This window comes from Amycolatopsis sp. NPDC051106 (assembly GCF_040682775.1).
In the GTDB taxonomy this organism is placed as follows: domain Bacteria; phylum Actinomycetota; class Actinomycetes; order Mycobacteriales; family Pseudonocardiaceae; genus Amycolatopsis.
In genome coordinates this window covers 1-22,021 of the sequence record NZ_JBFBBQ010000036.1, presented here as the reverse complement: position 1 = coordinate 22,021, position 22,021 = coordinate 1, and the positions used below count along the sequence as shown (strand labels likewise).

The 22,021-nt window shown below is 71.8% G+C and carries 23 protein-coding genes and 1 pseudogene; 7 read left to right on the top strand and 17 right to left on the bottom strand.

The annotated features are described in order from the left end of the window. Positions 1–15 precede the first annotated feature (15 nt). Genes AB0M83_RS25430 through AB0M83_RS25410 form a run of 5 tightly spaced genes read right to left on the bottom strand, consistent with a single transcriptional unit; the run spans position 16 to position 5,483 of the window. Positions 16–1,050, bottom strand: coding sequence for an acyl-CoA dehydrogenase family protein (locus tag AB0M83_RS25430; protein ID WP_364520827.1), 1,035 nt, complete (start codon positions 1,048–1,050; stop codon positions 16–18). Then, positions 1,047–1,982 (bottom strand): acyl-CoA dehydrogenase family protein, encoded by a 936-nt coding sequence (locus tag AB0M83_RS25425; protein WP_364520826.1) that lies wholly within the window; start codon positions 1,980–1,982, stop codon positions 1,047–1,049. The genes AB0M83_RS25430 and AB0M83_RS25425 overlap by 4 nt, the downstream gene beginning before the upstream one ends. Continuing rightward, complete coding sequence (locus tag AB0M83_RS25420) at positions 1,979–3,109, bottom strand: acyl-CoA dehydrogenase family protein (protein ID WP_364520825.1); 1,131 nt, start codon at positions 3,107–3,109, stop codon at positions 1,979–1,981. The genes AB0M83_RS25425 and AB0M83_RS25420 overlap by 4 nt, the downstream gene beginning before the upstream one ends. Further along, positions 3,109–3,954: an enoyl-CoA hydratase gene (locus AB0M83_RS25415; protein WP_364520824.1), complete on the bottom strand. Its 846-nt coding sequence runs from the start codon at positions 3,952–3,954 to the stop codon at positions 3,109–3,111. The genes AB0M83_RS25420 and AB0M83_RS25415 overlap by 1 nt, the downstream gene beginning before the upstream one ends. Then, on the bottom strand, positions 3,951–5,483 hold the full coding sequence (locus tag AB0M83_RS25410; protein WP_364520823.1) for a FadD3 family acyl-CoA ligase: 1,533 nt from the start codon (positions 5,481–5,483) through the stop codon (positions 3,951–3,953). The genes AB0M83_RS25415 and AB0M83_RS25410 overlap by 4 nt, the downstream gene beginning before the upstream one ends. A gap of 82 nt (positions 5,484–5,565) precedes the next feature. Here AB0M83_RS25410 and AB0M83_RS25405 point away from each other — a divergent pair, with 82 nt between their 5' ends. From AB0M83_RS25405 to AB0M83_RS25395, 3 genes are read left to right on the top strand one after another with little or no spacing between them, the layout of a single operon-like run. Further along, entirely contained in the window at positions 5,566–6,711 is a 1,146-nt protein-coding gene (locus tag AB0M83_RS25405; RefSeq protein ID WP_364520822.1) for an acyl-CoA dehydrogenase family protein, read from the top strand. After that, positions 6,708–7,478: an SDR family oxidoreductase gene (locus tag AB0M83_RS25400; RefSeq protein WP_364520821.1), complete on the top strand. Its 771-nt coding sequence runs from the start codon at positions 6,708–6,710 to the stop codon at positions 7,476–7,478. The genes AB0M83_RS25405 and AB0M83_RS25400 overlap by 4 nt, the downstream gene beginning before the upstream one ends. 8 nt (positions 7,479–7,486) lie before the next feature. Then, complete coding sequence (locus tag AB0M83_RS25395; RefSeq protein WP_364520820.1) at positions 7,487–8,638, top strand: acetyl-CoA C-acetyltransferase; 1,152 nt, start codon at positions 7,487–7,489, stop codon at positions 8,636–8,638. Position 8,639: 1 nt separating this feature from the next. On the opposite strand, the gene fgd is transcribed toward AB0M83_RS25395, so the two are convergent. The 8 genes from fgd to AB0M83_RS25355 all read right to left on the bottom strand — a co-directional run bounded on the left by fgd (position 8,640) and on the right by AB0M83_RS25355 (position 15,237). Continuing rightward, positions 8,640–9,644: a glucose-6-phosphate dehydrogenase (coenzyme-F420) gene (fgd, locus tag AB0M83_RS25390; protein ID WP_364520923.1), complete on the bottom strand. Its 1,005-nt coding sequence runs from the start codon at positions 9,642–9,644 to the stop codon at positions 8,640–8,642. 6 nt (positions 9,645–9,650) lie between these two features. Continuing rightward, complete coding sequence (locus AB0M83_RS25385) at positions 9,651–10,706, bottom strand: nitronate monooxygenase (protein ID WP_364520819.1); 1,056 nt, start codon at positions 10,704–10,706, stop codon at positions 9,651–9,653. After that, entirely contained in the window at positions 10,703–11,434 is a 732-nt protein-coding gene (locus AB0M83_RS25380; protein WP_364520818.1) for a CoA-transferase, read from the bottom strand. The genes AB0M83_RS25385 and AB0M83_RS25380 overlap by 4 nt, the downstream gene beginning before the upstream one ends. Continuing rightward, positions 11,431–12,294: a CoA-transferase gene (locus tag AB0M83_RS25375; RefSeq protein WP_364520817.1), complete on the bottom strand. Its 864-nt coding sequence runs from the start codon at positions 12,292–12,294 to the stop codon at positions 11,431–11,433. The genes AB0M83_RS25380 and AB0M83_RS25375 overlap by 4 nt, the downstream gene beginning before the upstream one ends. Next, positions 12,284–13,024, bottom strand: coding sequence for an enoyl-CoA hydratase family protein (locus AB0M83_RS25370; RefSeq protein WP_364520816.1), 741 nt, complete (start codon positions 13,022–13,024; stop codon positions 12,284–12,286). The genes AB0M83_RS25375 and AB0M83_RS25370 overlap by 11 nt, the downstream gene beginning before the upstream one ends. Beyond that, positions 13,024–13,902 (bottom strand): SDR family oxidoreductase, encoded by an 879-nt coding sequence (locus AB0M83_RS25365; protein ID WP_364520815.1) that lies wholly within the window; start codon positions 13,900–13,902, stop codon positions 13,024–13,026. Before AB0M83_RS25365 ends, AB0M83_RS25370 begins: the two co-directional genes overlap by 1 nt. After that, positions 13,899–14,666, bottom strand: coding sequence for an SDR family oxidoreductase (locus AB0M83_RS25360; RefSeq protein ID WP_364520814.1), 768 nt, complete (start codon positions 14,664–14,666; stop codon positions 13,899–13,901). The genes AB0M83_RS25365 and AB0M83_RS25360 overlap by 4 nt, the downstream gene beginning before the upstream one ends. A gap of 166 nt (positions 14,667–14,832) precedes the next feature. Beyond that, the gene (locus AB0M83_RS25355) at positions 14,833–15,237 is read right to left on the bottom strand and encodes a helix-turn-helix domain-containing protein (RefSeq protein WP_364520812.1); all 405 of its coding nucleotides are present in this window, start codon (positions 15,235–15,237) and stop codon (positions 14,833–14,835) included. A 122-nt stretch (positions 15,238–15,359) separates the two neighbouring features. Here AB0M83_RS25355 and AB0M83_RS25350 point away from each other — a divergent pair, with 122 nt between their 5' ends. Beyond that, a complete protein-coding gene (locus tag AB0M83_RS25350) occupies positions 15,360–16,214 on the top strand; it encodes an SDR family oxidoreductase (RefSeq protein ID WP_364520921.1) in 855 nt (284 codons plus the stop codon). A gap of 48 nt (positions 16,215–16,262) precedes the next feature. On the opposite strand, the gene AB0M83_RS25345 is transcribed toward AB0M83_RS25350, so the two are convergent. Then, positions 16,263–17,396 carry a helix-turn-helix domain-containing protein gene (locus AB0M83_RS25345; protein WP_364520811.1) on the bottom strand — a complete coding sequence of 378 codons (1,134 nt, stop codon included), beginning with the start codon at positions 17,394–17,396 and terminating at the stop codon, positions 16,263–16,265. Positions 17,397–17,498: 102 nt separating this feature from the next. On the opposite strand from AB0M83_RS25345, the gene AB0M83_RS25340 reads away from it, so the two are divergent. Together AB0M83_RS25340 and AB0M83_RS25335 are read left to right on the top strand one after the other, a co-directional pair. Continuing rightward, a complete protein-coding gene (locus tag AB0M83_RS25340; RefSeq protein WP_364520810.1) occupies positions 17,499–18,164 on the top strand; it encodes a TetR/AcrR family transcriptional regulator in 666 nt (221 codons plus the stop codon). A gap of 172 nt (positions 18,165–18,336) precedes the next feature. Continuing rightward, complete coding sequence (locus AB0M83_RS25335) at positions 18,337–18,990, top strand: cutinase family protein (protein WP_364520809.1); 654 nt, start codon at positions 18,337–18,339, stop codon at positions 18,988–18,990. 11 nt (positions 18,991–19,001) lie between these two features. Here the strand turns inward: AB0M83_RS25335 and AB0M83_RS25330 are convergent, their stop codons facing one another. From AB0M83_RS25330 to AB0M83_RS25320, 3 genes are all read right to left on the bottom strand, one after another. Continuing rightward, positions 19,002–19,970 carry an alpha/beta hydrolase family protein gene (locus tag AB0M83_RS25330; protein ID WP_364520808.1) on the bottom strand — a complete coding sequence of 323 codons (969 nt, stop codon included), beginning with the start codon at positions 19,968–19,970 and terminating at the stop codon, positions 19,002–19,004. A 118-nt stretch (positions 19,971–20,088) separates the two neighbouring features. Beyond that, positions 20,089–21,486: an MFS transporter gene (locus tag AB0M83_RS25325; RefSeq protein WP_364520807.1), complete on the bottom strand. Its 1,398-nt coding sequence runs from the start codon at positions 21,484–21,486 to the stop codon at positions 20,089–20,091. Beyond that, complete coding sequence (locus AB0M83_RS25320) at positions 21,483–21,926, bottom strand: MMPL family transporter (RefSeq protein ID WP_364520806.1); 444 nt, start codon at positions 21,924–21,926, stop codon at positions 21,483–21,485. The genes AB0M83_RS25325 and AB0M83_RS25320 overlap by 4 nt, the downstream gene beginning before the upstream one ends. A gap of 2 nt (positions 21,927–21,928) precedes the next feature. Between AB0M83_RS25320 and AB0M83_RS25315 the strand changes: the two are divergent. Then, a pseudogene (locus AB0M83_RS25315) lies at positions 21,929–22,021 on the top strand (LLM class F420-dependent oxidoreductase); the annotation flags it as partial.

The following is a 22,021-nucleotide window of genomic DNA, read 5'->3' as shown; positions in this document are numbered from 1 at the left end:
GCCTGGCGAAACGGCTCAGGTCAGTGCACGCCCGGGATCGCCGAACAACGAGGCAGTCCCGTGGGCACGCTTGAAGTACAGGTGGGCGTCGTGCTCCCAGGTGATCGCGATGCCGCCGTGCAGCTGGATCATCTCCGCCGCCGCGTGCGAAAATGCTTCGCCGCACACGACTTTCGCGGTCGTCACGGCTTCGGCGTCGCCGTCCACCACGGCCGCGTACAGCGCCGAGCGGGCCGCTTCGACGTGGACGTGCACGTCGGCCATCCGGTGCTTCAGCGCCTGGAACGACCCGATCGGCCGGCCGAACTGACGGCGTTGCTTCGTGTACTCCACCGTCAGTTCCAGCGCGCGGGCGGCCGCGCCGACCTGTTCCGCGGCAACGGCGACGACCGCCGTGTCCAGCAGCCTCCGCAGGTCGAAGCCGTCGGTGTCGAGGCGCCGGGCCGGGGTCGACGCGAACTCGGCCACCGCCAGCCGACGGGTCGGGTCGAGCGTGGTGACGCGCTCCCGGCGCACGCCGTCGAGCGGGACTTCGAACATTCCCATGCCCTCGGGCGTCCGGGCCACGGCCAAGAGGACGTCGGCGAGGTCGCCGTCGAGGACGTAGTGGGCGCGGCCGTCGAGACCGGCTTCCGACGCGGTCAAGCCCGGCGACCAGTCTTCGCCGGACCAGGCCAGCGCGGCGAGGGTCGTGCCCGCGGCGATCCCCGGCAGCAGCCGTTCGCAGGCTTCGTCGTTTCCGGTGCGCAGCAACGCTTCGCCGCACACCACGGCGGAGCCGAGTATCGGCGCCGGCGTCAGCGTGCGGCCGAGCTCTTCCAGGACCACGCACGCCTCGGCCAGGCCGGCGCCCACGCCGCCGTAGTGCTCGGGGATCGCGAGGGCGGCGACGCCGATCTGCTCGCACAGCGTCGACCAGAGCTTGTCGTCGTACCCGAGCGGCGACTCCATCGCGGCCCGCACCGCCGCCGGTCCCGACCGGCGGGCCAGCAGCGACCGCACCGCGTCCCGCAGGGCGACGCACTCTTCCGACTTGAAAGGATCCGTCATCGCAGCGCCGCCAGCACGCGTGCGCGGTGGAACGAGCCGGTGCCCCAGGCCCCGGCCAGGGCCCGCACCTTGGTCAGCCGGAGGCCGAGGTCGTGTTCGGCGGTGTAGCCGATGGCGCCGTGCACCTGGAGGGCCGTGCGCGCGGCGAGGTACGCGGCGTCGGCCGCCATGACCTTCGCCGCCGAGACGTCCCGGGCGAACGTGTCCCCGGCGACGGCCGCGCCGTACAGCAGCGGCCGGGCGAGTTCGAGCTGCGTCACGACGTCGGCGAGCAGGTGCTTGACCGCCTGGTACTCGCCGATGGCCCGGCCGTACTGGCTGCGCTGTTTCGCGTAGGCGACGGAGGCGTCGAGGAGCCACTGGCCCGCGCCGAGCAGCTGGGCGGACACGGCCAGGACGCCCCGGTCGAAGGCGACCGGATCGGCGGCGGTGGTCCGGGTGGTCCCGGTGATCCGGAACAGCCGCCGGGCCGGGTCGATCGACGGGACGAGCTCGATCCCGACGCCCGCGACCTCGCCTTCGTTGAGGTCCAGGACTGCCCCGGCGACGTCGGCGTCCAGGGCGAGCGGCACCTCCGGTGGCGCGACGACCGTAGCCAGGAGGTCACCCCCGGCGAGCGCGGTGAGCCGGTCGCCGGTCAGCACCGCGGGGGCGACGGCGGCCGTTTCGACCAGCGGGCCGGGCACGGCGTGGTAGCCGAGCGCTTCGAAGGCGACCACCAGGTCGACCGCGGACCCGCCGAGCCCGCCGTGCTCCTCGTCGACCAGCAACGCGGGGACACCGAGATCGGCGAGCGCGCGCAGCAGTTTCAACCCGCGCTCGGGCGACCCGGCGGCCCAGGCCCGCGCCACCGCGGCGGTGTCCGCGCCGCCCAGCAGGTCGTGCAGAGACGCGGAGAACTGACGCTGCTCCGGCGACAGCTGGAACTTCATCGGCGCGCCTCCCTCGGCAGTTTCAGCAGCCGCTCGGCGATCGTATTGCGCTGGATCTGGTCCGTGCCGCCGTAAATGGGCCCGGCGAGGGAGAAGAGGTAGCCGTCCACCCAGTCCGGCTCGGTCTCGGCGGCCGGGCCGAGCACGTCCAGAGCCGTCTCGTGCAGTTCGACGTCCAGGTGCGACCAGAACAGCTTGTTCACGCTGGACTCCGGGCCCAGCTCGCCGCCGTCGGCGAGGCGGCTCACCGTGCCGAACGTGTAGAGCTGGTAGGCGCGGGCCCCGATCCAGGCGTCGGCGACGCGGTCCTGAGTGGACGGTGGGGAGCTCCGCGAACGCCACAGCTCCACGAGCCGGTCCGCGGCGGCGAGGAACCGGCCGGGGCTGCGCAGCGACAGCCCGCGTTCGTTGTTGGCGGTCGTCATCGCGACCCGCCAGCCCTGCCCCACCTCCCCGATCACGTCCTCGTCGGGCACGAACACGTCGTCGAAGAAGATCTCGGCGAACCCGGGCTCGCCGTCGAGCTGCGGGATCGGCCGGACCGTGACGCCCTCGGCGCGCAGGTCGGCCATGAAGTAGGTCAGGCCGTGATGGCGCCGCGCGTCGGGATCCGTGCGGAACAAGCCGAACGCGCGATCGGCGAAGGCCGCCCGCGAGCTCCAGGTCTTCTGCCCGGAGAGCCGCCAGCCGCCGTCTGTCCGCACCGCCGTGCTGCGCAACGCCGCGATGTCGCTGCCCGCTTCCGGTTCCGACCACGCCTGCGCCCAGACCTGCTCGCCCCGCGCCATCGGCGGCAGGATCCGGTCGCGCTGCTCCTGCGTGCCGTGGGCGAACAACGTCGGGCCCAGCATGAAGATGCCGTTCTGGCTGACCCTTCCCGGCGCGCCCGACGCGTAGTACTCCTCCTCGAACAGCAGCCACTGCAGCATCGACGCGTCCCGGCCGTGGTACTCGCGCGGCCACGAGACGACCGACCACCGCGCCTCGGCGAGTTGGGCCTCCCACTCGCGGTGCGCCGCGAAGCCTTCGGCGGTGTCCATCGACGGCAATGCCCGGACGTGCGTCTCGAGCCATTCCCTTGCCTCGGCGCGGAAGGCCGCGGACGCCTCGTCGATGTCGAGGTCCATCAAGCCCCCTTGTTCGCGTCGCGCATGGACCGCGCGGACTGCCCGCCGAGCGCGTCTTCCGACGTCTCCGCGTTGTGGGCGTGCGCCAGGTGATGGAGCCCGAACACCGAGTCCATTCCGGACCGCAGTCCCATCAGGTCTTCGGCCTGGTTGACGGCCTTCTTCGCCAGCGCGAGACCGAACGGTGGCATCGCGCCGATCTTCTCCGCGAGTTCGAGGGTGTGCTGTTCGAGCTCCGCGCGCGGGACGATCCGGGCGACCATCCCCCACTCCTTGGCCTGCTGGACCGTGAAGCGCTCGCCGGTGAACAGGACCTCCTTCGCCGCCCGCGGCCCGAGCACCCACGGGTGCGCGAAGTACTCGACACCGGGAATCCCCATGCGCACCACCGGGTCGGCGAAGAACGCGTCGTCGGCCGCCACGATCAGGTCGCAGACCCAGGCGAGCATCAGCCCGCCCGCGATGCAGGCACCCTGGACGCTCGCGATCATCGGCTTCGGGATCTCCCGCCAGCGCCGGCACATGCCCAGGTAGACCTCCGACTCGCGGGCGAACCGCTGGTCGCCGCCCACGCGGTCGGTGTGGTCCCACCACAGGACCGCGCGCCGGTCGAACGACTGGTCGGCGTCCCGGCCCGGGCTGCCGATGTCGTGGCCGGCGGAGAAGTGCTTTCCTTCGCCCGCCAGCACGATCACCTTCACCTCGGCGTCGTTCACCGCGCGGGCGAAGGCGTCGTCGAGGGCGTAGGTCATCGCCGAGTTCTGGGCGTTGCGGTAGTCGGGCCGGTTCATGGTGACCACGGCGACCGGCCCGCGGCGCTCGTAGCGGACGACGTCTTCACTCATTTCGTCTCCTCACTGAGCAGCCGCTTCAGCACCTTGCCGGAAGCGTTGCGGGGCAGCGCGTCCAGGAACGCGACGGACCGCGGGGTCTTGTAGTTGGCGAGCCGTTCGCGGCAGAACGCGAGCACGTCGGTCTCGGTGAGGCCGGTGCCGACGACGAAGGCCTTGCCGACCTCGCCGAGCCGCTCGTCCGGGACGCCGATCACGGCGACGTCGCGGACGCCGGCCAGCTCGGTGAGCGCGTGCTCGACCTCGGCCGGGTAGACGTTGAAGCCGCCGCAGATGTACATGTCCTTGAGCCGGCCGGTGAGCGTGAGGTTGCCATCGGCGTCGAGTTCGCCGACGTCGCCGGTGTGCAGCCAGCCGTCTTCGTCGATGGCCTTCGCGGTGGCCTCCGGGTCGTCGAGGTAGCCGAGCATCACGTTCGGCCCCCGCAGGACGACCTCGCCGGGTGAACCCTGGATCGCGACCTCGAACCCGGCCGTCGCGCGGCCGGACGTCTTCGCGACCAGTTCCGCGTCGTCGCCCGGGCGGCACATCGTCACCACCACGGCTTCGGTGAGGCCGTAGGCGGTGAGGACGATGTCGAAGCCCAGCTCGGAACGCATGCGCCGGACGAGCGACGCCGGCACGTCGGCGGCGCCGGTGACCGCGAGCCGCAGCGAGGACAGGTTCCCGCGGTCCGGCTCGTGCAGCAGGGACTGGAAGATCGTCGGCGCGCCCGGCAGCACCGAGATCCGTTCCCGGTCGATCACCGCCAGCGCGGCTTTCGCGTCGAACACCGCCTGCGGCACGATCGTCGCGCCGGTCAGCAGCCCGACGACGATCCCGGCCTTGTAGCCGAAGCTGTGGAAGAACGGGTTGATCACCAGGTACCGGTCGTCGGCGGTGACCCGGCCGCACTCCGCCCAGGCCGCGGCGACGCCGACGACCTGGCGGTGGGCCGACAGGACTCCTTTGGATCGGCCGGTCGTGCCCGAGGTGAACAGGATGTCGCTCACGTCGTCCGGCTGGACCGCGTCCGCGCGTGCCTCGGCTTCGGCCACCGGTACGCCGTCCGCCAGCGCGAGGAACTCGTCCCAGCCGAGCGCGTCCCCGAGCGGCCGGTGCGGCTGGTCCAGGGCGACCCGGACGACGGTGCCGAGGCCGGGCAGGTCCGCGCCGGTCGCCACGATCGCGGCGTGGCGGTCGGTGCCGAGGAAGTCGGCCGCCACGACCAGGGCCTTCGCCCGGCTGCGGACCAGCAGGTCCACGGTCTCGGCGGCCGTGAACCGGGTGTTGACCGGCACCAGCGACGCGCCCGCGTAGAGCGCGCCGAGCGCCGTCAGCACCCAGTGGTGGGTGTTGGGCAGGGTGATCGCGACGCGGTCGCCGGGCCGGACACCGCGGGCGAGGAAGGCCCGCGCGACCGATTGAACACGTTCCAGAAGGTCGTCGAAACCGAGGCGCAGGGTGCCGTCGACCAGCGCCTCCGCCGAGCCGAACTTCGCGGCGGCAGCGCGGACGACGGCCGGGATCGTGGTCTGCTCCACCACACCCTCCTCTGGACCGGTAAACTAGAACGTGTTCTCATTACCCTAGGTCCCGGACCGGCCCGGCAGCAAGGAGGCGAGCGTGGAACCGACGCGATTCCGCCGCGAAGTCGCGGGCTGGCTCGCGGACAACCTCACCGGCGAGTTCGCTCAGCTGCGCGGCCTCGGCGGGCCGGGACGCGAGCACGAGGCGTTCGACCTGCGCCTGGCCTGGGAACGCCACCTCGCCGCGGCGGGCTGGACGTGCGTCGGCTGGCCTCGCGAATTCGGCGGCCGTGGGCTGTCCCTCGACGAGCAGGTCGCCTTCCACGAGGAGTACGCGGCTTCGGGCGCGCCCGCGCGTGTCAACCACATCGGCGAGCAGCTGCTCGGCCCGACGCTCATCGCCTTCGGCACGCCCGAGCAGCAGAACCGGTTCCTGCCGAAGATCGTCGCCGTCGAAGAGCTGTGGTGCCAGGGCTATTCCGAGCCCGGCGCCGGTTCCGACCTGGCCGCCGTCTCGACGTCGGCAGTCCGGCGCGACGGCGAGTGGGTCGTCAACGGCCAGAAGATCTGGACGTCGCTGGCGCACGTGGCCGACTGGTGCTTCGTCGTGGCCCGCACCGAACCGGGGTCGCAGCGCCACCACGGCCTGTCGTACCTCCTGGTGCCCCTGAACCAGGACGGCGTCACCGTGCGGCCGATCCGGCAGCTGACCGGGACGTCGGAGTTCAACGAAGTCTTCTTCGACGACGCCCGCACCGCGGCCGAGCTGGTCGTCGGCGAGCCCGGCGACGGCTGGAAGATCGCCATGGCCACCCTCGGCTTCGAACGCGGCGTCTCCACGCTCGGCCAGCAGATCGGCTTCCGCCGCGAGCTCGACGACATCGTCGCCGAGGCGAAGCGGACCGGCACCTACGACGACCCGCTGCTGCGCACCGACCTCGCGCGCGCCCGGATCGGCCTGCGAGTCCTGCGCGCGCACGCGCTGCGGACCCTCGGGCGGGCGGCCGGGCCGGAGGTCGCCGTCGGGAAGCTGCTGTGGGCGCAGTGGCACCGCGGGCTCGGCGAGCTGGCGGTGCGCGCTCGCGGCGCGCGGTCGCTGGTGTCGGACGGCGACGAGCTGGACGACGCGCAGCTGCTCTACCTGTTCACCCGCGCGGACACGATCTACGGCGGCTCGGACGAGATCGAACGCAACATCATCGCCGAGCGGGTGCTCGGCCTGCCCAGGGAGGCGCGACCGTGATCCCTCGATACCCGCCCGGCCACGAGCTGCTGGCCGGCAAGGTCGTGGTGGTGACCGCCGCGGCCGGCACCGGGATCGGATCGGCGGTGGCTCGCCGGTGTCTCGAAGAAGGCGCGAGCGTCGTCATCAGCGACTGGCACGAACGGCGGCTCGGGGAGAAGGCGGCCGAGCTGGCTTCGCTCGGCAAGGTGCACGCCATTCCGTGCGACGTCACCGCCGAGGACCAGGTCCAGGCGCTCATCGACGGCGCGGCCGGCCACTTCGGCCGGCTCGACGTCCTGATCAACAACGCCGGGCTCGGCGGGACGAAGTCCGTGCTGGACATGGCCGACGACGAGTGGTCCCGCGTTCTCGACATCACGCTCACCGGGACGTTCCGGTGCACGCGCGCGGCGTTGCGGCGGTTCGTCGCCCAGGGTGGCGGCGGGGCGATCGTCAACAACGCGTCCGTGATCGGCTGGCGCGCCCAGGCCGGACAGGCGCACTACGCCGCCGCGAAAGCCGGCGTGATGGCCCTGACCCGCTGCTCGGCCCTCGACGCCGCCGAGCACGGCGTCCGCATCAACGCCGTCGCGCCGAGCCTGGCCATGCATCCGTTCCTCGCCAAGGTGACCAGCGACGAGCTGCTGGAGGACCTCACCAAGCGTGAGGCCTTCGGTCGTGCGGCCGAGCCGTGGGAGGTCGCCAACGTCATGGTCTTCCTCGCCAGCGACTACGCGAGCTACCTCACCGGCGAAGTCGTCTCCGTCAGCAGCCAGCACCCCTAGGAGCTCCCGTGCCCGAAGCCTTCCTCCTCGACGCGGTCCGCACGCCCGTGGGCCGGCGCGGCGGCGCGCTGTCCGGGTGGCACTCCGCCGACCTCGGCGCGCACATCATCAAGGCGGTCGTCGAGCGCGCGGGCGTCGACCCGGACCTCGTCGACGACGTCATCCTCGGCTGTACCGACACCCTGGGCCCGCAATCGGGCAACATCGCGCGCACGGCGTGGCTGGCGGCCGGGTTCCCGGACCACGTGCCCGGCGTGACGATCGACCGGCAGTGCGGGTCGAGCCAGCAGGCCGTGCACTTCGCCGCGCAGGCCGTCTTGTCGGGGACGCAGGACCTCGTGCTGGCCGGCGGTGTGCAGAACATGAGCCGCATCCCGATCAGCGCGGCGATGCTGGCCGGGCGCGAGTACGGCTTCGACGACCCGTTCTCCGGCTCGAAGGGCTGGCAGGAGCGCTACGGCAGTGCCGAGGTGTCGCAGTTCCGCAGCGCGGACATGATCGCTTCGCACTGGGACATCAGCCGGTCCGCCATGGAGGAGTACGCCTTCCGCAGCCACCAGCGGGCCCTCGACGCCATCGATTCCGGTCGCTTCGAAGCCGAAATCGCACCGGTCGACGACTTCCGGCAGGACGAAGGCCCGCGCCGGGACACGTCGCTGGAGCGGATGCGCGGGTTGAAGCCGTTGTCCCCGGACTCACGGCTGACGGCGGCGGTGGCCAGCCAGATCTCCGACGGCGCGAGCGCGGCGCTGGTCGCTTCCGAAGCGTTCGTGAAGGAGCACGGCCTGACGCCCCGGGCCCGCATCCACCACCTGTCGGTGCGCGCGGCCGACCCGGTGTGGATGCTGACCGGCCCGATCCCCGCGACGTCCTACGCGCTCCGGAAAACCGGGCTCGCGATCGACGACATCGACCTGTTCGAGGTCAACGAGGCGTTCGCCAGCGTGGTGCTGGCGTGGCTGGACGAAACGGGCGCGGACCCGGCGCGGGTCAACGTCAACGGCGGCGGCATCGCCCTCGGTCACCCGATCGGGGCGACCGGGACGAAGCTCCTCGCGACGCTCCTGCACGAACTGGAGCGCCGCGGCGGCCGCTACGGGCTGCAGACGATGTGCGAAGGCGGCGGCACCGCCAACGTCACCATCATCGAACGGCTGTAGCTCAGCCGAGGGCGCGCAGCTTCGGGAGCACGTCCTCGGAGAACTGCGTCAGGAACCGCTCCTGGTCGTGGCCGGGGCCGTGGAACACCAGGTGGTTGAGTCCCGCGTCGAGGTACGGCTTGATCTGCGCCACGGCCTCGTCCGGGTCCGACGCCACGATCCAGCGCTTGGCGACCTGCTCGATCGGCAGCTCGTCGGCCAGCCGCTCCATCTCGTCGGCCGAGGTGACGCTGTGCTTCTGCTCCGCCGACAGCGACAGCGGCGCCCAGAAGCGGGTGTTCTCCAGCGCCTTCTCGTGGTCGCGGTCGTAGGACATCTTGATCTCGATGGTCCGGTCGACGTCCTCGACGGTCTTCTCGGCCGCCTCGGCGCCTTCCTTGACCGCCGGCATCAGCTTCTCGGTGTAGAGGTCCATGCCCTTGCCCGAGGTGCAGATGAACCCGTCCCCGGCGCGGCCCGCGTACTTGGCCACCACCGGGCCGCCCGCGGCGATGTAGACCGGCACCGGCTGCTCCGGCCGGTCGTAGATGCGTGCGTCGACCAGCTTGTAGTATTCGCCGTCGAAGTTCACGTTGTCGCTGGTCCACAGCTCGCGGATCAGCTTGATCGACTCGCGCAGCCGCGCGAAGCGCTCCTTGAACTCCGGCCACTCGCGCCCGGAGACGGCGATCTCGTTCAGCGCCTCGCCGGACCCCACGCCGAGGATCACGCGGCCACCCGAGAGCAGCGACATCGTCGCGAACGCCTGCGCGATCACGGCCGGGTTGTACCGGAACGTCGGGGTCAGCACGCTCGTCCCGATCTGCACCCGCTTCGTGCGCTCGGCGACCGCCGGCATCCACGCCAGCGCCCACGGCGCGTGGCCGCCCTCGTGCCGCCACGGCAAGAAGTGATCCGACACCCAGACCGAGTCGAGGCCGACCTCTTCGGCACGCACCGCGTACTCGACCAGGTCCCGCGGTCCGAACTGCTCCGCCGACGCCTTGTAACCGACCTTGAGCGCCACGCTCACTCATCCTCCCGTTTGCCGGCCAAGACGGTGGAGTATCTCACCTGCCTCGGCCACTGTGCCCTCGACGATCCCGGCCACCGTGGGCAGGTCGTGGATCATGCCCACCACCTGTCCCGACGCTAGCACTCCGGCGTCCGTCCGGCCCTCGACCAGCCCCGCCCGCAACAGCATCGGGGTGTTGGCCGCCATGACCAGCTGACTCCAGGTCAGATCGTTGCCGTGCTTCATCGCAAGGCCTTCTTTGACCATGGCAACCGGGGACAGCCCGGTGATATTCCGGAACCGGAGAGCGTTGCGCGCGGCCTGCGCCAGGCCGCGCAGGCGCCCGGTGCGTTCGAGCCTCTCGACGAGGTCGGTGCGCAGCACGCGGTGCGGCAGGCCGTCGACGCGCCGGGTGACGACCGTCCCGGTGAGACTCTGCTCGAGGTAGACGCGCTTGACGTCGTCGGGGACCGTGCTCTCCTCGCTCAGCAGGAACCGGGTGCCCATCGCGACACCCGCCGCGCCGTACGCGAGGGCCGCGGCGAGACCGCGTCCGTCGAAGAAGCCGCCGGCGGCGACGACCGGGATGTCGACGGCGTCCAGCACCGAGGGCAGCAGCAGCGTGGTCGCCACTCCCCCGGTGTGCCCGCCGCCTTCGCCGCCCTGGACGATGACGGCGTCCGCACCCCAGGCCGCGACCTTCTCGGCGTGCCGGGCGGCGCCGATCGACGGGATCACGACGATCCCGTGGTCGCGCAGCTTGGCGATCATCTCCTTCCGGGGCGCGAGCGCGAACGACGCCACCTTGACGCCCTCGCGGATCAGCAGGTCGACGCGCTCGCCGGCGTCCGCCGCGTCGGCGCGCAGGTTCACCCCGAACGGTTTCTCCGTGCGCTTCTTCACTTCGGCGATCGCGGCTTCCAGCTCGCCGAAGGTCATCGTGGCCGAGGCCAGGATCCCGAGCGCGCCCGCCTCGGCGGTCGCCGAGACGAGCCGCGGGCCGGCGACCCAGCCCATGCCGGTCTGCACGACCGGGTGCTCGACCCCGACGAGCTCGGTCAGCGCGGTCTTCACGCCGGGACTTCCTTGTCGCGCAGGCTTTTCGGGTCGACGACCTCGCGGATGAGCTTCAGTTCTTCGCCGGTCGGCTCCCGGCTGGTCTCGACGCCGGAGAAGTCGATCTCGAACGTCGTGGCCGCCGTGACCTCGTCGCGGGTGACGCCGGGGTGCAGCGACACCGCGCGCATCGCGTGGTCGGCACCCCCGAAGTCGAACACCCCGAGGTTGGTGACGACCCGGTGGACGTCGTGGAACTTCTCCGCCGACGGCCCGGCTTTGGCCGCGTTGTCGTACCCCACGCCGGAAACGACGTCCACTGTGTCCACGAAGACCCGCGCAGAGTGGCGGGGAACCCAGTAGCTGGTGCGGTGGTTGACGGTGTTGCCCGGTGCGCCTCGCACGCCCAGCAGCTGCTTCTTCGGCCGGGCGTGGTCGCCGATGGCGGAGATGTTCTGGTTGCCGTACCGGTCGATCTGGTTGGCGCCCATGACGACGTGGCGCCGCCCGTGCGGGACGATCGTGTCGAGCATCTTGCGGAACGGCTGCCAGCCCTCGACGACGCCGTCGGTGGTGACCAGGTACGCCTCGCCGTCGGACATCAGCAGGTCGGGTTCGAACGTCAGCCGCGCGAGCTTCGCGCCGAGCTGCGGGACCAGACCCATCGGGCTGACGACGATCTCACCGTCGCCGCGGAACACCTCGGCCATCGCCACGACGGCGATTTCGGCCCGGGTCACGCTCATGCCGCCTCCGCCTCGAACTTGTCCACTTCGGACAGATAGGTGCGCTCGTCGCCGGACAGGAACCGGTCCACGAAACCCGGCCACGCCTCGGGATCCTTGGCGCAGGCGGCGTAGTGGCGCTGGAACCGTTCGTCCCGGCCGTAGTCCGGCACCGCCGTGGTGAAGTGCGCGCCGCGCGGCGCCTCGACGACGCCGTCGACCGCACTGCGGTTGAGCAGCAGCGACTGCACCGGCCCGCCCGCCAGCAAGTCCGGTGTCCCGACGACTTTTTCGACCGATACGAACCTCTTCGAAGCGGCCAGGCAGAACAGGTCGTCGAAGTACGGGTCGGGGCCGAGGTACTGGGCGTTGCCGCGGGCGTCGGCGCGGTTGAGGTGCACCAGCGCGACGTCGAGGTGCTGCGCCGGGACCGCGACGAGCTCCTCGCCGTCGGCGTAGGGCGAGCGCACCGTCCGCAGGTCCGGGTTGGCGCGCATCACCTCGGAGCCGAGCCCGGCACGCATCGGGAGGAACGGAAGGCGTTGCGCAGCAGCGGAAAGCGCGGCGCCGAACATGCCCTCGTCGTACTCGGTGACGGTGATCGCGCCGGTCTCGCGGGCGCGGCCGAACCACGGGTCGAACGGGATCGAGTCGAGCGTGACGAACCCGAACACCACGCGCTTCACCTTGCCGGCCGCGCACAGCAGGCCGACGTCCGGACCGCCGTAGGAGACCACAGTCAGGTCCTTCACGGGCGTGCGGAGGATCGCGCGGACCAGCGCCATCGGCTTGCGCCGGGAGCCCCAGCCGCCGATGCCGAGGGTCATGCCGTCGCGGATTTCCGCCGCGACGTCGTCGGCGGTCGTGCGCTTATCGGCCATTCAAGAACTCCTCGCGGGCTTCGTCGGACGCACCGAGCAGGTTGAGCTCGAAGGTGAAGCCCTGCTCGAACCGGTAGCTGCGGTGCACCTGCTGGGTGTCGATGCCGTTCAGGGCTTCCTTCGCCGCCCGGATGACCCGCGGGTCCTTCTTCGCGATGTCGCGGGCCACGGCCAGCGCGGCGTCGTCCAGCTCCGGGCGCGGCACGACCTGGTAGACCGAACCGTGGGTGTGCAGCTCGGCGGCGGTGATGGTGCGCGCGGTGAAGTAGAGGGTGCGCATGAGGTGCTGCGGGACCAGCCGGGCCAGGTGGGTCGCCGCGCCGAGGGCGCCGCGTTCGACCTCGGGGACGCCGAAGGTCGCGTCGTCGGAGGCGATGACGACGTCGGCGTTGCCGGCCAGGCCGATGCCGCCGCCGAGACAGAAGCCGTGCACCGCGGCGATGACCGGCACCGCGCAGTCGTAGACCGCGCCGAAAGCGGCGTAGCAGCCCCGGTTCGCGCCGACGAGCGCGTCGTAGCCGGCGCTGCGCTGGATCTCCTTGATGTCGACGCCGGCGTTGAAGCCGCGGCCTTCCGCGCGGAGCACGACGACGTGGACGTCCGGGTCCTCGCCGGCCTTCTTGAGCGCGTCCGCCAGGTCGAACCAGCCCTGCACGGGCAGCGCGTTCACCGGCGGGAAGTCGACAGTGACGACTTCGACGTGCGCGTCGCGTTTGGTGAGGATGCCCATCAGCTCGCTCCGTAGACGGGTTCGGGCTCGGGCGCGCGCTCGAGCAGGTCCTTCACCACCGGGCCGAGTTCGGCCGGGTCCCAGCGGCCGCCCTTGTCCACGACCGGGCCGTGGCGCCAAGCCTGCGCCACGGAGACCTTGCCGCCCTCGACCTCGAACACCCGGCCGGTGACGTGCTCGGATTCCTCGCTGCCCAGCCAGACGACGAGCGGTGAGACGTTCTCCGGCGCCATCGCGTCGAAGCCGTCGTCCGGACGCGCCATCGACGCGAAGACCGCCTCGGTCATCCGGGTCCGCGCGGCCGGCGCGATCGCGTTCACCGTCACCCCGTAGCGCGCCAGCTCGGCCGCCGCCACGACGGTCAGCCCGGCGATCCCCGCCTTCGCGGCCGAATAGTTGCCCTGGCCGACACTGCCCAGCAACCCGGCGCCGGAACTGGTGTTGATGACGCGCGCGCTCGGCGTGCGCCCGGCTTTCGCCTCGGCCCGCCAGTGCTCGGCGGCGTGCCTCAGTGGGGCGAAGTGGCCTTTGAGGTGCACGCGGACTACGGCGTCCCACTCGTCCTCGGCGAGGTTGACGAGCATCCGGTCCCGGACGAATCCCGCGTTGTTCACCAGGACGTCCAGCCGGCCGAAGCTGTCCAGCGCCGTCCCGATCAGTTCCTTCGCGCCGGCCCAGTCGGCGACGTCGGACGTGTTCGCCACCGCCTGCCCGCCCAGCGCTTCGATCTCGGCGACGACTCCGGCGGTCGCGTCGCCGTCCACGTCGTTGACGACGACCGGCGCACCCTCGGCGGCGAAGGCCAGCGCGTGGGCCCGCCCGATGCCGCGGCCGGCGCCGGTCACCACGACCACCCGGTCCTGGCACAACCTGCTCACGAATCCTCCCGTTGGTTGACGTCGGCCGCGGCGAGGAACGCCGGGACCTCACCCCCGCCGTGGACGCGCAGGGTCGCACCGGAGACGTAGGAAGCCAGGCCGGAGGCGAGGAACGCGGCGCACGCGCCCACCTCTTCGGGCTCGGCGAGCCGGCCGAGCGGCACGGTCTTGCCGACCGCCTCGACCGCGGCTTCGCTGCCGTAGTGCAGGTGTGACTGCTCGGTCCGCACCATGCCGACGTCCAGCGCGTTGACCCGCACCTGGGGCGCCCACTCGACGGCGAGGCTGGCGGTGAGGTTGTCGAGGCCGGCCTTCGCGGCACCGTAAGCGGCGGTCCCGGGCGACGCGCGGGTGCCGCTGACGCTGGAGATCATCACGATGGCGCCGCCGCCGTCCTGACGCTGCATGACGGCGTTGGCCCGTTGCGAAACCAGCAGCGGCGCCAGGAGGTTCAGCTGCACGATCTTGTCGTGCAGCCGCGGCGAGGCGTCGGCGGCCGGAGCGTAGGGGGCGCCGCCGGCGTTGTTGACGACGACGTCGAGACGGCCGTGCTTGTTTACGATGCCGTCGATCAGGGCCGCGACCTGGTCTTCGTTCCGGACATCGCACTGGACGAACTCCGCGGTGGTGGCGGTCTCGCGGCGCGCGCAGGTGACGACGTGGGCGCCGTGGGCGAGGAAAACGTCACTGATGCCCCGGCCCACACCGCGGACACCGCCGGTGACGAGCACGACGGCGCCACTGAGGCCCAGTTCGGTCTGCACGTCACAAAACTAGAACACGTTCCAACTTTGGGCAAGGTGCGCACGCGACCCCCAGCGCCGATGGCGGGCGCGCGAGAGGTCTCGAATGAGTCATTCAGGTCTTCTGAGGTCCTGAATGACTCATTCAAGACCTTGGCGGCGGGCCGGGGACGGCGGGTAGAACCCGTTACGAGTCACGCTTCGCGGCGTCGTACTTCGCGTTGGCTTCCATGACCTCGGGCATCTGGCCCTCGACGTCCTGGATGAGGGCCAGCAGGAGCGCCGCGGTGCGGCGGCCGCGCGGGGTGAGGCTGTACTCGACCTTCGGCGGGATGGTCGGCTGGGCCTCGCGGTGGACGAAGCCGTCGCGTTCGAGGGCCTGCAGCGTCTGGGCGAGCATCTTCTCGCTCACGCCCGTCACGCGGCGGCGCAGGGCGTTGAACCGGAGCGTGCCCTCGTGGAGCGCGACCATCGCGAGGATCCCCCACCGGCCGGTGATGTGCTCGAGCGTGGCACGCGAAGTGCACGCCTGCGCGAACACGTCGAACACCAGCTCACCGTGCTCGTCCACCCACTCCGGCGCCTCACTCATGCCCTCAACGGTACCTCCCCGGCGACGAAAACCCAGGTGAGGATGCTCACCAAGAGTTTGCACTTTCTCAAAGTTAGTACACTCTGCAGGTAAGTAAAGTGCACAGCAGCGAGGAGAAGCAGATGATCGTGGTCACCGGTGCCACCGGCCAGCTCGGCCGCCTGGTCGTGGAAGGCCTGCTGAAGAAGGTGGCGCCCGCCGAGGTCGTCGCGGCCGTGCGCGATCCGGGGAAGGCCGCCGAGTTCGCCGCGCGCGGGGTGCAGGTGCGCCGCGCCGACTACGACGACCCCGCGAGCCTCGCCGCGGCGTTCGCCGGCGCGGACAAGGTGCTGCTGATCTCGAGCAGCACGCCGGGTGGCCGGCTGGCCCAGCACGAAGCCGTCGTCACGGCCGCCCGCGAAGCCGGCGTCGGCCACCTCGCGTACACGAGCGTCCTGTACGCCGACACGACGAAGCTGTCGCTCGCGCCGGACCACAAGGCCACCGAAGAGGCCATCCGCGCGTCGGGCCTGCCGTTCACGTTCCTGCGCAACGGCTGGTACACCGAGAACTACGCGCAGACGATCGGCCAGGCACTCGCTGTCGGGTCCTTCGCCGGCGCGGCCGGTGACGGCCGGCTGGGCGCCGTCCCGCGGCTCGACTTCGCGGAGGCGGCCGTCGAGGTCCTGACCGGTGAAGGTCACGAAGGCCAGGTGTACGAGCTGGCCGGGGACGAGCCGTTCAGCTACGCCGACCTCGCCGCCGCCGTGACGGCCGCGTCGGGCAAGGAGGTCACCTACCAGAACCTGACGGTCGAGCAGTACCGGAAGGTGCTGGTCGGCGCGGGCCTGCCCGAGCCGGTGGCGGCCATGCTGGCCGACGCCGACCGCGGCATCGCCGACGGCGAGCTGGCCTCGACGTCCGGCGACCTGAGCCGCCTCCTCGGCCGCCCGACCACGCCGCTGGCCGACGCCGTCACCGCGCTGGTCAAGAACTGAAGTCCGTGAATGTCGCATTGAGGGACTTCAAGTCCCTCAATGCGACATTCACGCGCCGGGGGAACGCAACGCCGAGGCGCGCAACGCCGCTTGCATCGCGAAGCGCGCTTCGGGATCGTCGAGCCGGTCGCCGAAGGCCTGCTTCAGCTGACGCACGCGGTACCGCACCGTCTGCGGATGCACGGACAGCTCGACCGCGATCTTCTCCGAGTTGCCGCCGTTCTGCAGCCACGACAGCAAAGTCTCGCCGAGCCGCCGCCGCGTGCGGTCCGGGAACTGCGTCAGCGGGGCGAGCTCCTGCCGCGCCACCTGCTCCGTCAAGGGCGAGTCGCACAGCAGCCACAGCGTCGTCAGGTGCTCCGCGCACCACGTCACCGGGACGTCCGGCAGGACACCGTCGCCCACCAGCCGCAACGTCGTCCGGGCCCAGCGCAGGGAATGCGCCGTGGCCGTCGGGGACACCGGCGGGCCCACCGCGGCCCGGACACCGAGAGCGGCGACGAATCGCGCGTCCACCGGGGCCGGCACCACCAGGCAGGGCTGCGGCGGCTCGAGATCGGCCAGTACCCCGGGTCCCCACGACGGCGGCACCGGCGACTCGATCGCGACCGCCGCCACCTCCTCGGGCACCGGCCAGCCGGCCGCCGCCGCGAGCTCGGCGAGCACCGCGTCCGTCACCGCCACCGGGCCGGTCACCAGCCGCAGCAGGCGACGGCGCAGGCCCGCCCGCGTGCCGTCGAGCTCCGCCTGCGCCTCGCGGTGCCCGCGGATCGACATCCGCGCCAGCTCGTCCGCGTAGCCGAACAGCATCTCCGCCAGGCGCGCCATCACCGCCGACGACAGCCGGTGCCGGCGGCCCAGGCGCATGATCCAGCGCCAGCCCGCGCGCGTACCGGCCCGGTAGGCGACCTGAAGGTCGTCGAGCGTCCGGCCCTCGTGCGCCTCGCCCGCGCCGAGCCGGCGGCACGTCTCGTACAGCCGGTCCCGCGGTGCGAGCGGATCCTCGACCAGGTCGACGAAGAGCGTCACCGCGCATTCGACGCCGTGGCGGGTCACGCGGCCGTGCCGGGCGTACACCGGGACCTCGCGCCACACCTCCCGGACGATCCAGTCCACCAGCGCGGGCACCGCCGGACGCATGAGGGCGGCCAGCTCCGTGCGCCCGAACACTTCTCGCGTCACCGGGACTTGCTGCCGAGCACCGTCGCCGGACACCAGGTTCCCTCCCGAGGGCGGGCGAGCTTTACCGGACAGTAAAGCAGCGGGACCGTACAGTACACCTCCATGAGCCGGCCGCGTTCCCCTGATCGATCCAGCACCCGCCGGAGCCCGGCCGCCCGGCCCACCGACGACGAGCTGCTCGACGCCGCCCGCGCGGTGTTCGCCGAACGCGGGTACGCCCAGGCCACCATGGGCCTGATCGCCGAGCGCGCCGACTCCACCAAACCCACCCTCTACGCGCATTTCGGCGACAAAGCGGCCCTGTTCCGCGCCACCGTGACGCGGGAGGTCGCCGCGGTGCGGAAGTGGGTCCTCACCGCCTACGAAACGGCGAGCACGAGCCCGCTCGAAGAACGCGTCCGGCTCGGCGTGATGGCCATGTTCAGCTACGCGGGCGCCCATCCGGACAGCTTCCGGATGTTGTTCGACTCCGCCGTCGACGAGATGTCGGACGAGCGCCGCGCCCTGGCCGACACCGTCACCACGCACGTCGTCGACCGGATCCGGGAGCACCTGCTCGCCCACGGCCGCACGCCGGGCCCGGGCGCGGACCTCCTCGCCGCGATGATGGTCGGCCTGGTCGGCCGGGCCGCGATGCACGTCTCCCACTCCCCCGGCGTCGACCCGATCGCGGCCGGCGAGCTGGCCACCGGGTTCGTCATGGCCGCGCTGCGCGGCCTCGACCCCGCCCTGCTGGACCACGTCGGCGCCGCACAGCACGCCAGCTGAGCGTCCACAAAGGATTTTTTAGCACCGCCCGAACAATTATCCACATCAACGAAAACCACTCTTGCCTCGGCTCGGCATTGACTGCGACGCTGCCCTGACCCCGCACGCGATCGCATTTCGGGAAAGCGCTTGCGGGCATTCCCGTTCCCCGCCAGCAAAGGTGAGATCAGCCATGCGCCGTCTTTCCGGTCTGCTTTCCTCCGCCATCACCGTCGGCCTCGCCGCGGCCGGGCTCGCCGTCGCCACCGCGCCGGTCGCATCGGCCGCGCCCTGCACCGACATCGACGTGCCGGTCGCCCGCGGCACGTTCGAGCCCGGCACGCTGGGGTTCGTCGTCGGCGATCCCGTCTACCAGGCCGTGCGGAACTCCCTGCGGCCCCGCTCGCTGAGCAGCTACCCCGTGGACTACCCCGCCGACCTCGGCGAACCCGCGTCGGTCCAGAAGGGCAACACCGACCTGGTGAACCACGTCAAGGCGCAGGCCGCGGCCTGTCCGCAGCAGCGGTTCGTGCTGGTCGGCTACTCCCAGGGCGCCAACGTCGTCGACAACTCGATCGGCGTCAGCAGCGACGGCGCGGTCGTCGGCGGCCCGATCGTCGCGACCATCCCGGCGGAGCTGGCCCCGCGGATCGCGGCGGTGCTGCTGTTCGGCAACCCGATCCGCGCGATCGGCCGGCAGGTGACCGGCCCGTACCAGAGCCGCACCAAGGATTACTGCGCCGCCGGCGATCCGGTCTGCCAGCCCGGCGGCGCGAACTTCCTGGCCCACTTGAGCTACGGCGGCGACGCGGCCGATGCGGCCGCGTTCGCCGCGAGCAAGGTCTGACCGGACAGCGCTCAGGCGGGCAGGCCGAGCGCGCCGGCGAGCACCGGCCACGAGTTGTGCAGGGCCCGCTGCCAGTACGGCCAGCTGTGCGTGCCCGGCCCGTAGTAGTCGACGGTCGCCGGGATGCCGGCTTGGCGCAGCTTGTCGGTGAAACTCCGTGAGGACAACAGCGCCGACGGCTCCAGCACGTCGGATTGCCCTGGTGGGTCGAGCGGCCCGGTCTGCCCGTTGCCGCAGGAGATGTAGAGCGCCGTGCCGCGCAGGTCCTGGACGTGGTCGTAGGGGTTGCGCGCGGACCAGATCGGCTGCATCCCGAAGGAGTCGCCCCAGAGGTTGAGGTAGTTGAAGATCCCGGCGCGGGCGAGGATGCCGGCGATCCAGACCGGGATCCCGGGGTAGAGCGTGTTCGGCACACCGCTGTAGGACGCCGCCGCGGCGAACATCCCCTTGTGCTGGAACGCGTAGGCGAACGCGCCGTACCCGCCGATCGACAGCCCGGCGATCGCCCGGCGCGTGCCGCCGTGGTACCCGCGTTCGACGATCTGGCGCACCTCCGCGGTGTGGAACGTGTCCCAGTCGGGCTTGTTCGACAGCCCGAAGTTCCACCACTTCGTGTACATCCCGGCCGGTCCGTCCGTCGGCATCACGACGAGCGCGTCCCGGGTGGCGGTGAACGCCTTCACGTCGGTGAACTGGTCCCACGAGCGGTAGTCGACGGGCTCGCAGCAGCCGTGCAGCAGGAACAGCACCGGCCACGTCCGGGTGGGCTGCGCGGCCCACCCGGACGGCACGATCAGCCGGACCATGCCGGTGGTGCCGAGTGCCGGGGAGTCGATCTTCAGGTCCACGGTCCGGGCGTCGAGCCAGGTCTCTTCGACGACCTTCGCGCCGTCATCGGCGACGACCGGGCTCGCCTGGGCGGCCGTGACGCCGCTCGCGACCAGGAGCATCACGGCCAGTGCCAGCAGGGTTGCTCTCATCGCCGCTCCTTCACAGGGGATTTCCGTGGTTGTCGACCGGCAGAGTCAGGCGGGCAGTGAATAGCCGCTCCCGGGCCGTTGTCAATCGAGCGGATTCCGGCACTCACCGGCACGCGGATTACGGCACCACACGATTGTCACGCGGCGACGAAATCACGGCGGAACTGCTGCGCAACACGCGCACGGCCAGCAGCGCGCCGGTGAGCGTCAGCCCGGCCGCGGCGAGGAGACCCGCCGTGTACCCCGCGGCCAGTGCCGCCCCCGGCGCCGCACCCGCGTCGAGCCGCATCGTCCGCACCACCGTCAGCACGGCGCCGATCAGCGCGACACCCAGCGCGCTCGAGAGCTCGCGAGACGCCGTGAGCAGGCCGGACGCCGTGCCGGACCGCCGCTGCGCCACGACGTCCAGCGCGTGCGACGTCAACGGGGTCGTGAACGCCGAGCCGGCCCCGATGAGCACCAGCCCGGGCAGCCGCGGAAGAACGGCCGCGACGTGGTTCACGGCGGCGAGGCCGAGCAGTCCGCAGGCGACCACGGCGAGGCCGGCCGCGACCGTCCGACGTGGACCGAACCGGGCCACCGCCCCCGGGACCGCCGGCGTCGCCGCGACCACCGCGACCGCGACCAGCGCCAGCGGCAACCCCGCCCGGACCGGGTCGAGACCGAGGAACTCCTGGTGCAGCAAGGGCGTGAAGAAGACGATCCCCGAAATGCCGAGGCCCCACAGCACCTGCACGGCGAGCGAGCCGGCGAACACCCGGTTGCCGGTCAGATCCGCCGGTACCAGCCGTTCCCGCGCCCGCCGCTCCCGGAGCACGAACCCCAGGCCGAGCGCGGTGCCCGCGGCGAGCAGGGCAATCCCGGTCCGCGCGTCCTCGGCCAGTTCGACGAGCGCCGCGGTGAGCAGGACCAGGCTCGCCGTCGCGACCGTCATCGCCCCGGCGGCCGGGCGCGGTCCCGACGGGTTCCGGCCGGGCGGCACCGTTCCCGGCAGCAGCACGAGCATCGCCGCCACGAACGGGAGGTTGACGTAGAAGATCCAGGCCCAGCCGAGATATTCGCTCAGCAGCCCGCCGAGCGCCGGGCCCAGCGCGAGCGCGGCGGCCAGGCTCGCGGTCCACACGGCGGCGCCGAGCGTCCGGCCCCGCGCGTCGAGGTTCGACCGGAGCAGGCTCAGCAGGCCGGGCACCAGGAACGCGGCGGCCGCGCCCTGGAGCACCCGGGCGGCGACGAGCAGGCCCACCGAGCCGGCCAGCCCGCCGGCGGCCGCGCCGATCCCGAACGCGAGCAGCCCGGCCAGGAGCGTCGCCCGGTGCCCCCAGCGGTCGATCAGGGTGCCCGCCACCAGGAGCAGACCGGCGAACGGGAGCATGTACCCGAGGGCGACCCACTGCAGCGTCCCGAGGTCCAACCCGAGATCGCGAGCGATCGACGGCGCGCCGGCCGCGACGATCGTGTTGTCCAGGGTCGTGACGAACGCGCCGAGCGCGATCAGCGCCAGCGTCCGCCGCGTCACCGCGCACTCCCCACCGGCTCGCGGGCGGCCGGAGCGCGCGAGCGCCGCGGGAACCACCAGTTGGCTTCGCCGAGCCACGCCATCACCGCCGGGACCAGCACGCACCGGACGACGACCGCGTCGAGGAGTACGGCGACGGTCAGCCCCACCCCGGCTTCCCGCACCACACGGGCGTCCACGAAGGCGAACGCCACGAACACGAGCGCCATGATCAGCGCGGCCGCGGTGATGGTCCGGCCGGTCGCCGCGACGCCGTCGACGACCGCGGCCCGGGTGTCACCGCGGCGGCGCCACGCCTCCTGGATGCGCGCGATGAGGAAGACCTCGTAGTCCATCGACAGGCCGAACAGCCCGGCGAACAGGAACACCGGCAGGTACGGCTCGATCGGGCCGCCGAAGGCGAACACGACCGCGCCCGCCGTCGCGGCCGCGGTCAGCATCGGGTGAGCGCAAGACGCTGCGGCTGGTCGCGCGCTACGCCGACGCGTGCAACGTGTTCGACGTCCCCGACGGCGGGAAGACGGTGCGGCACAAG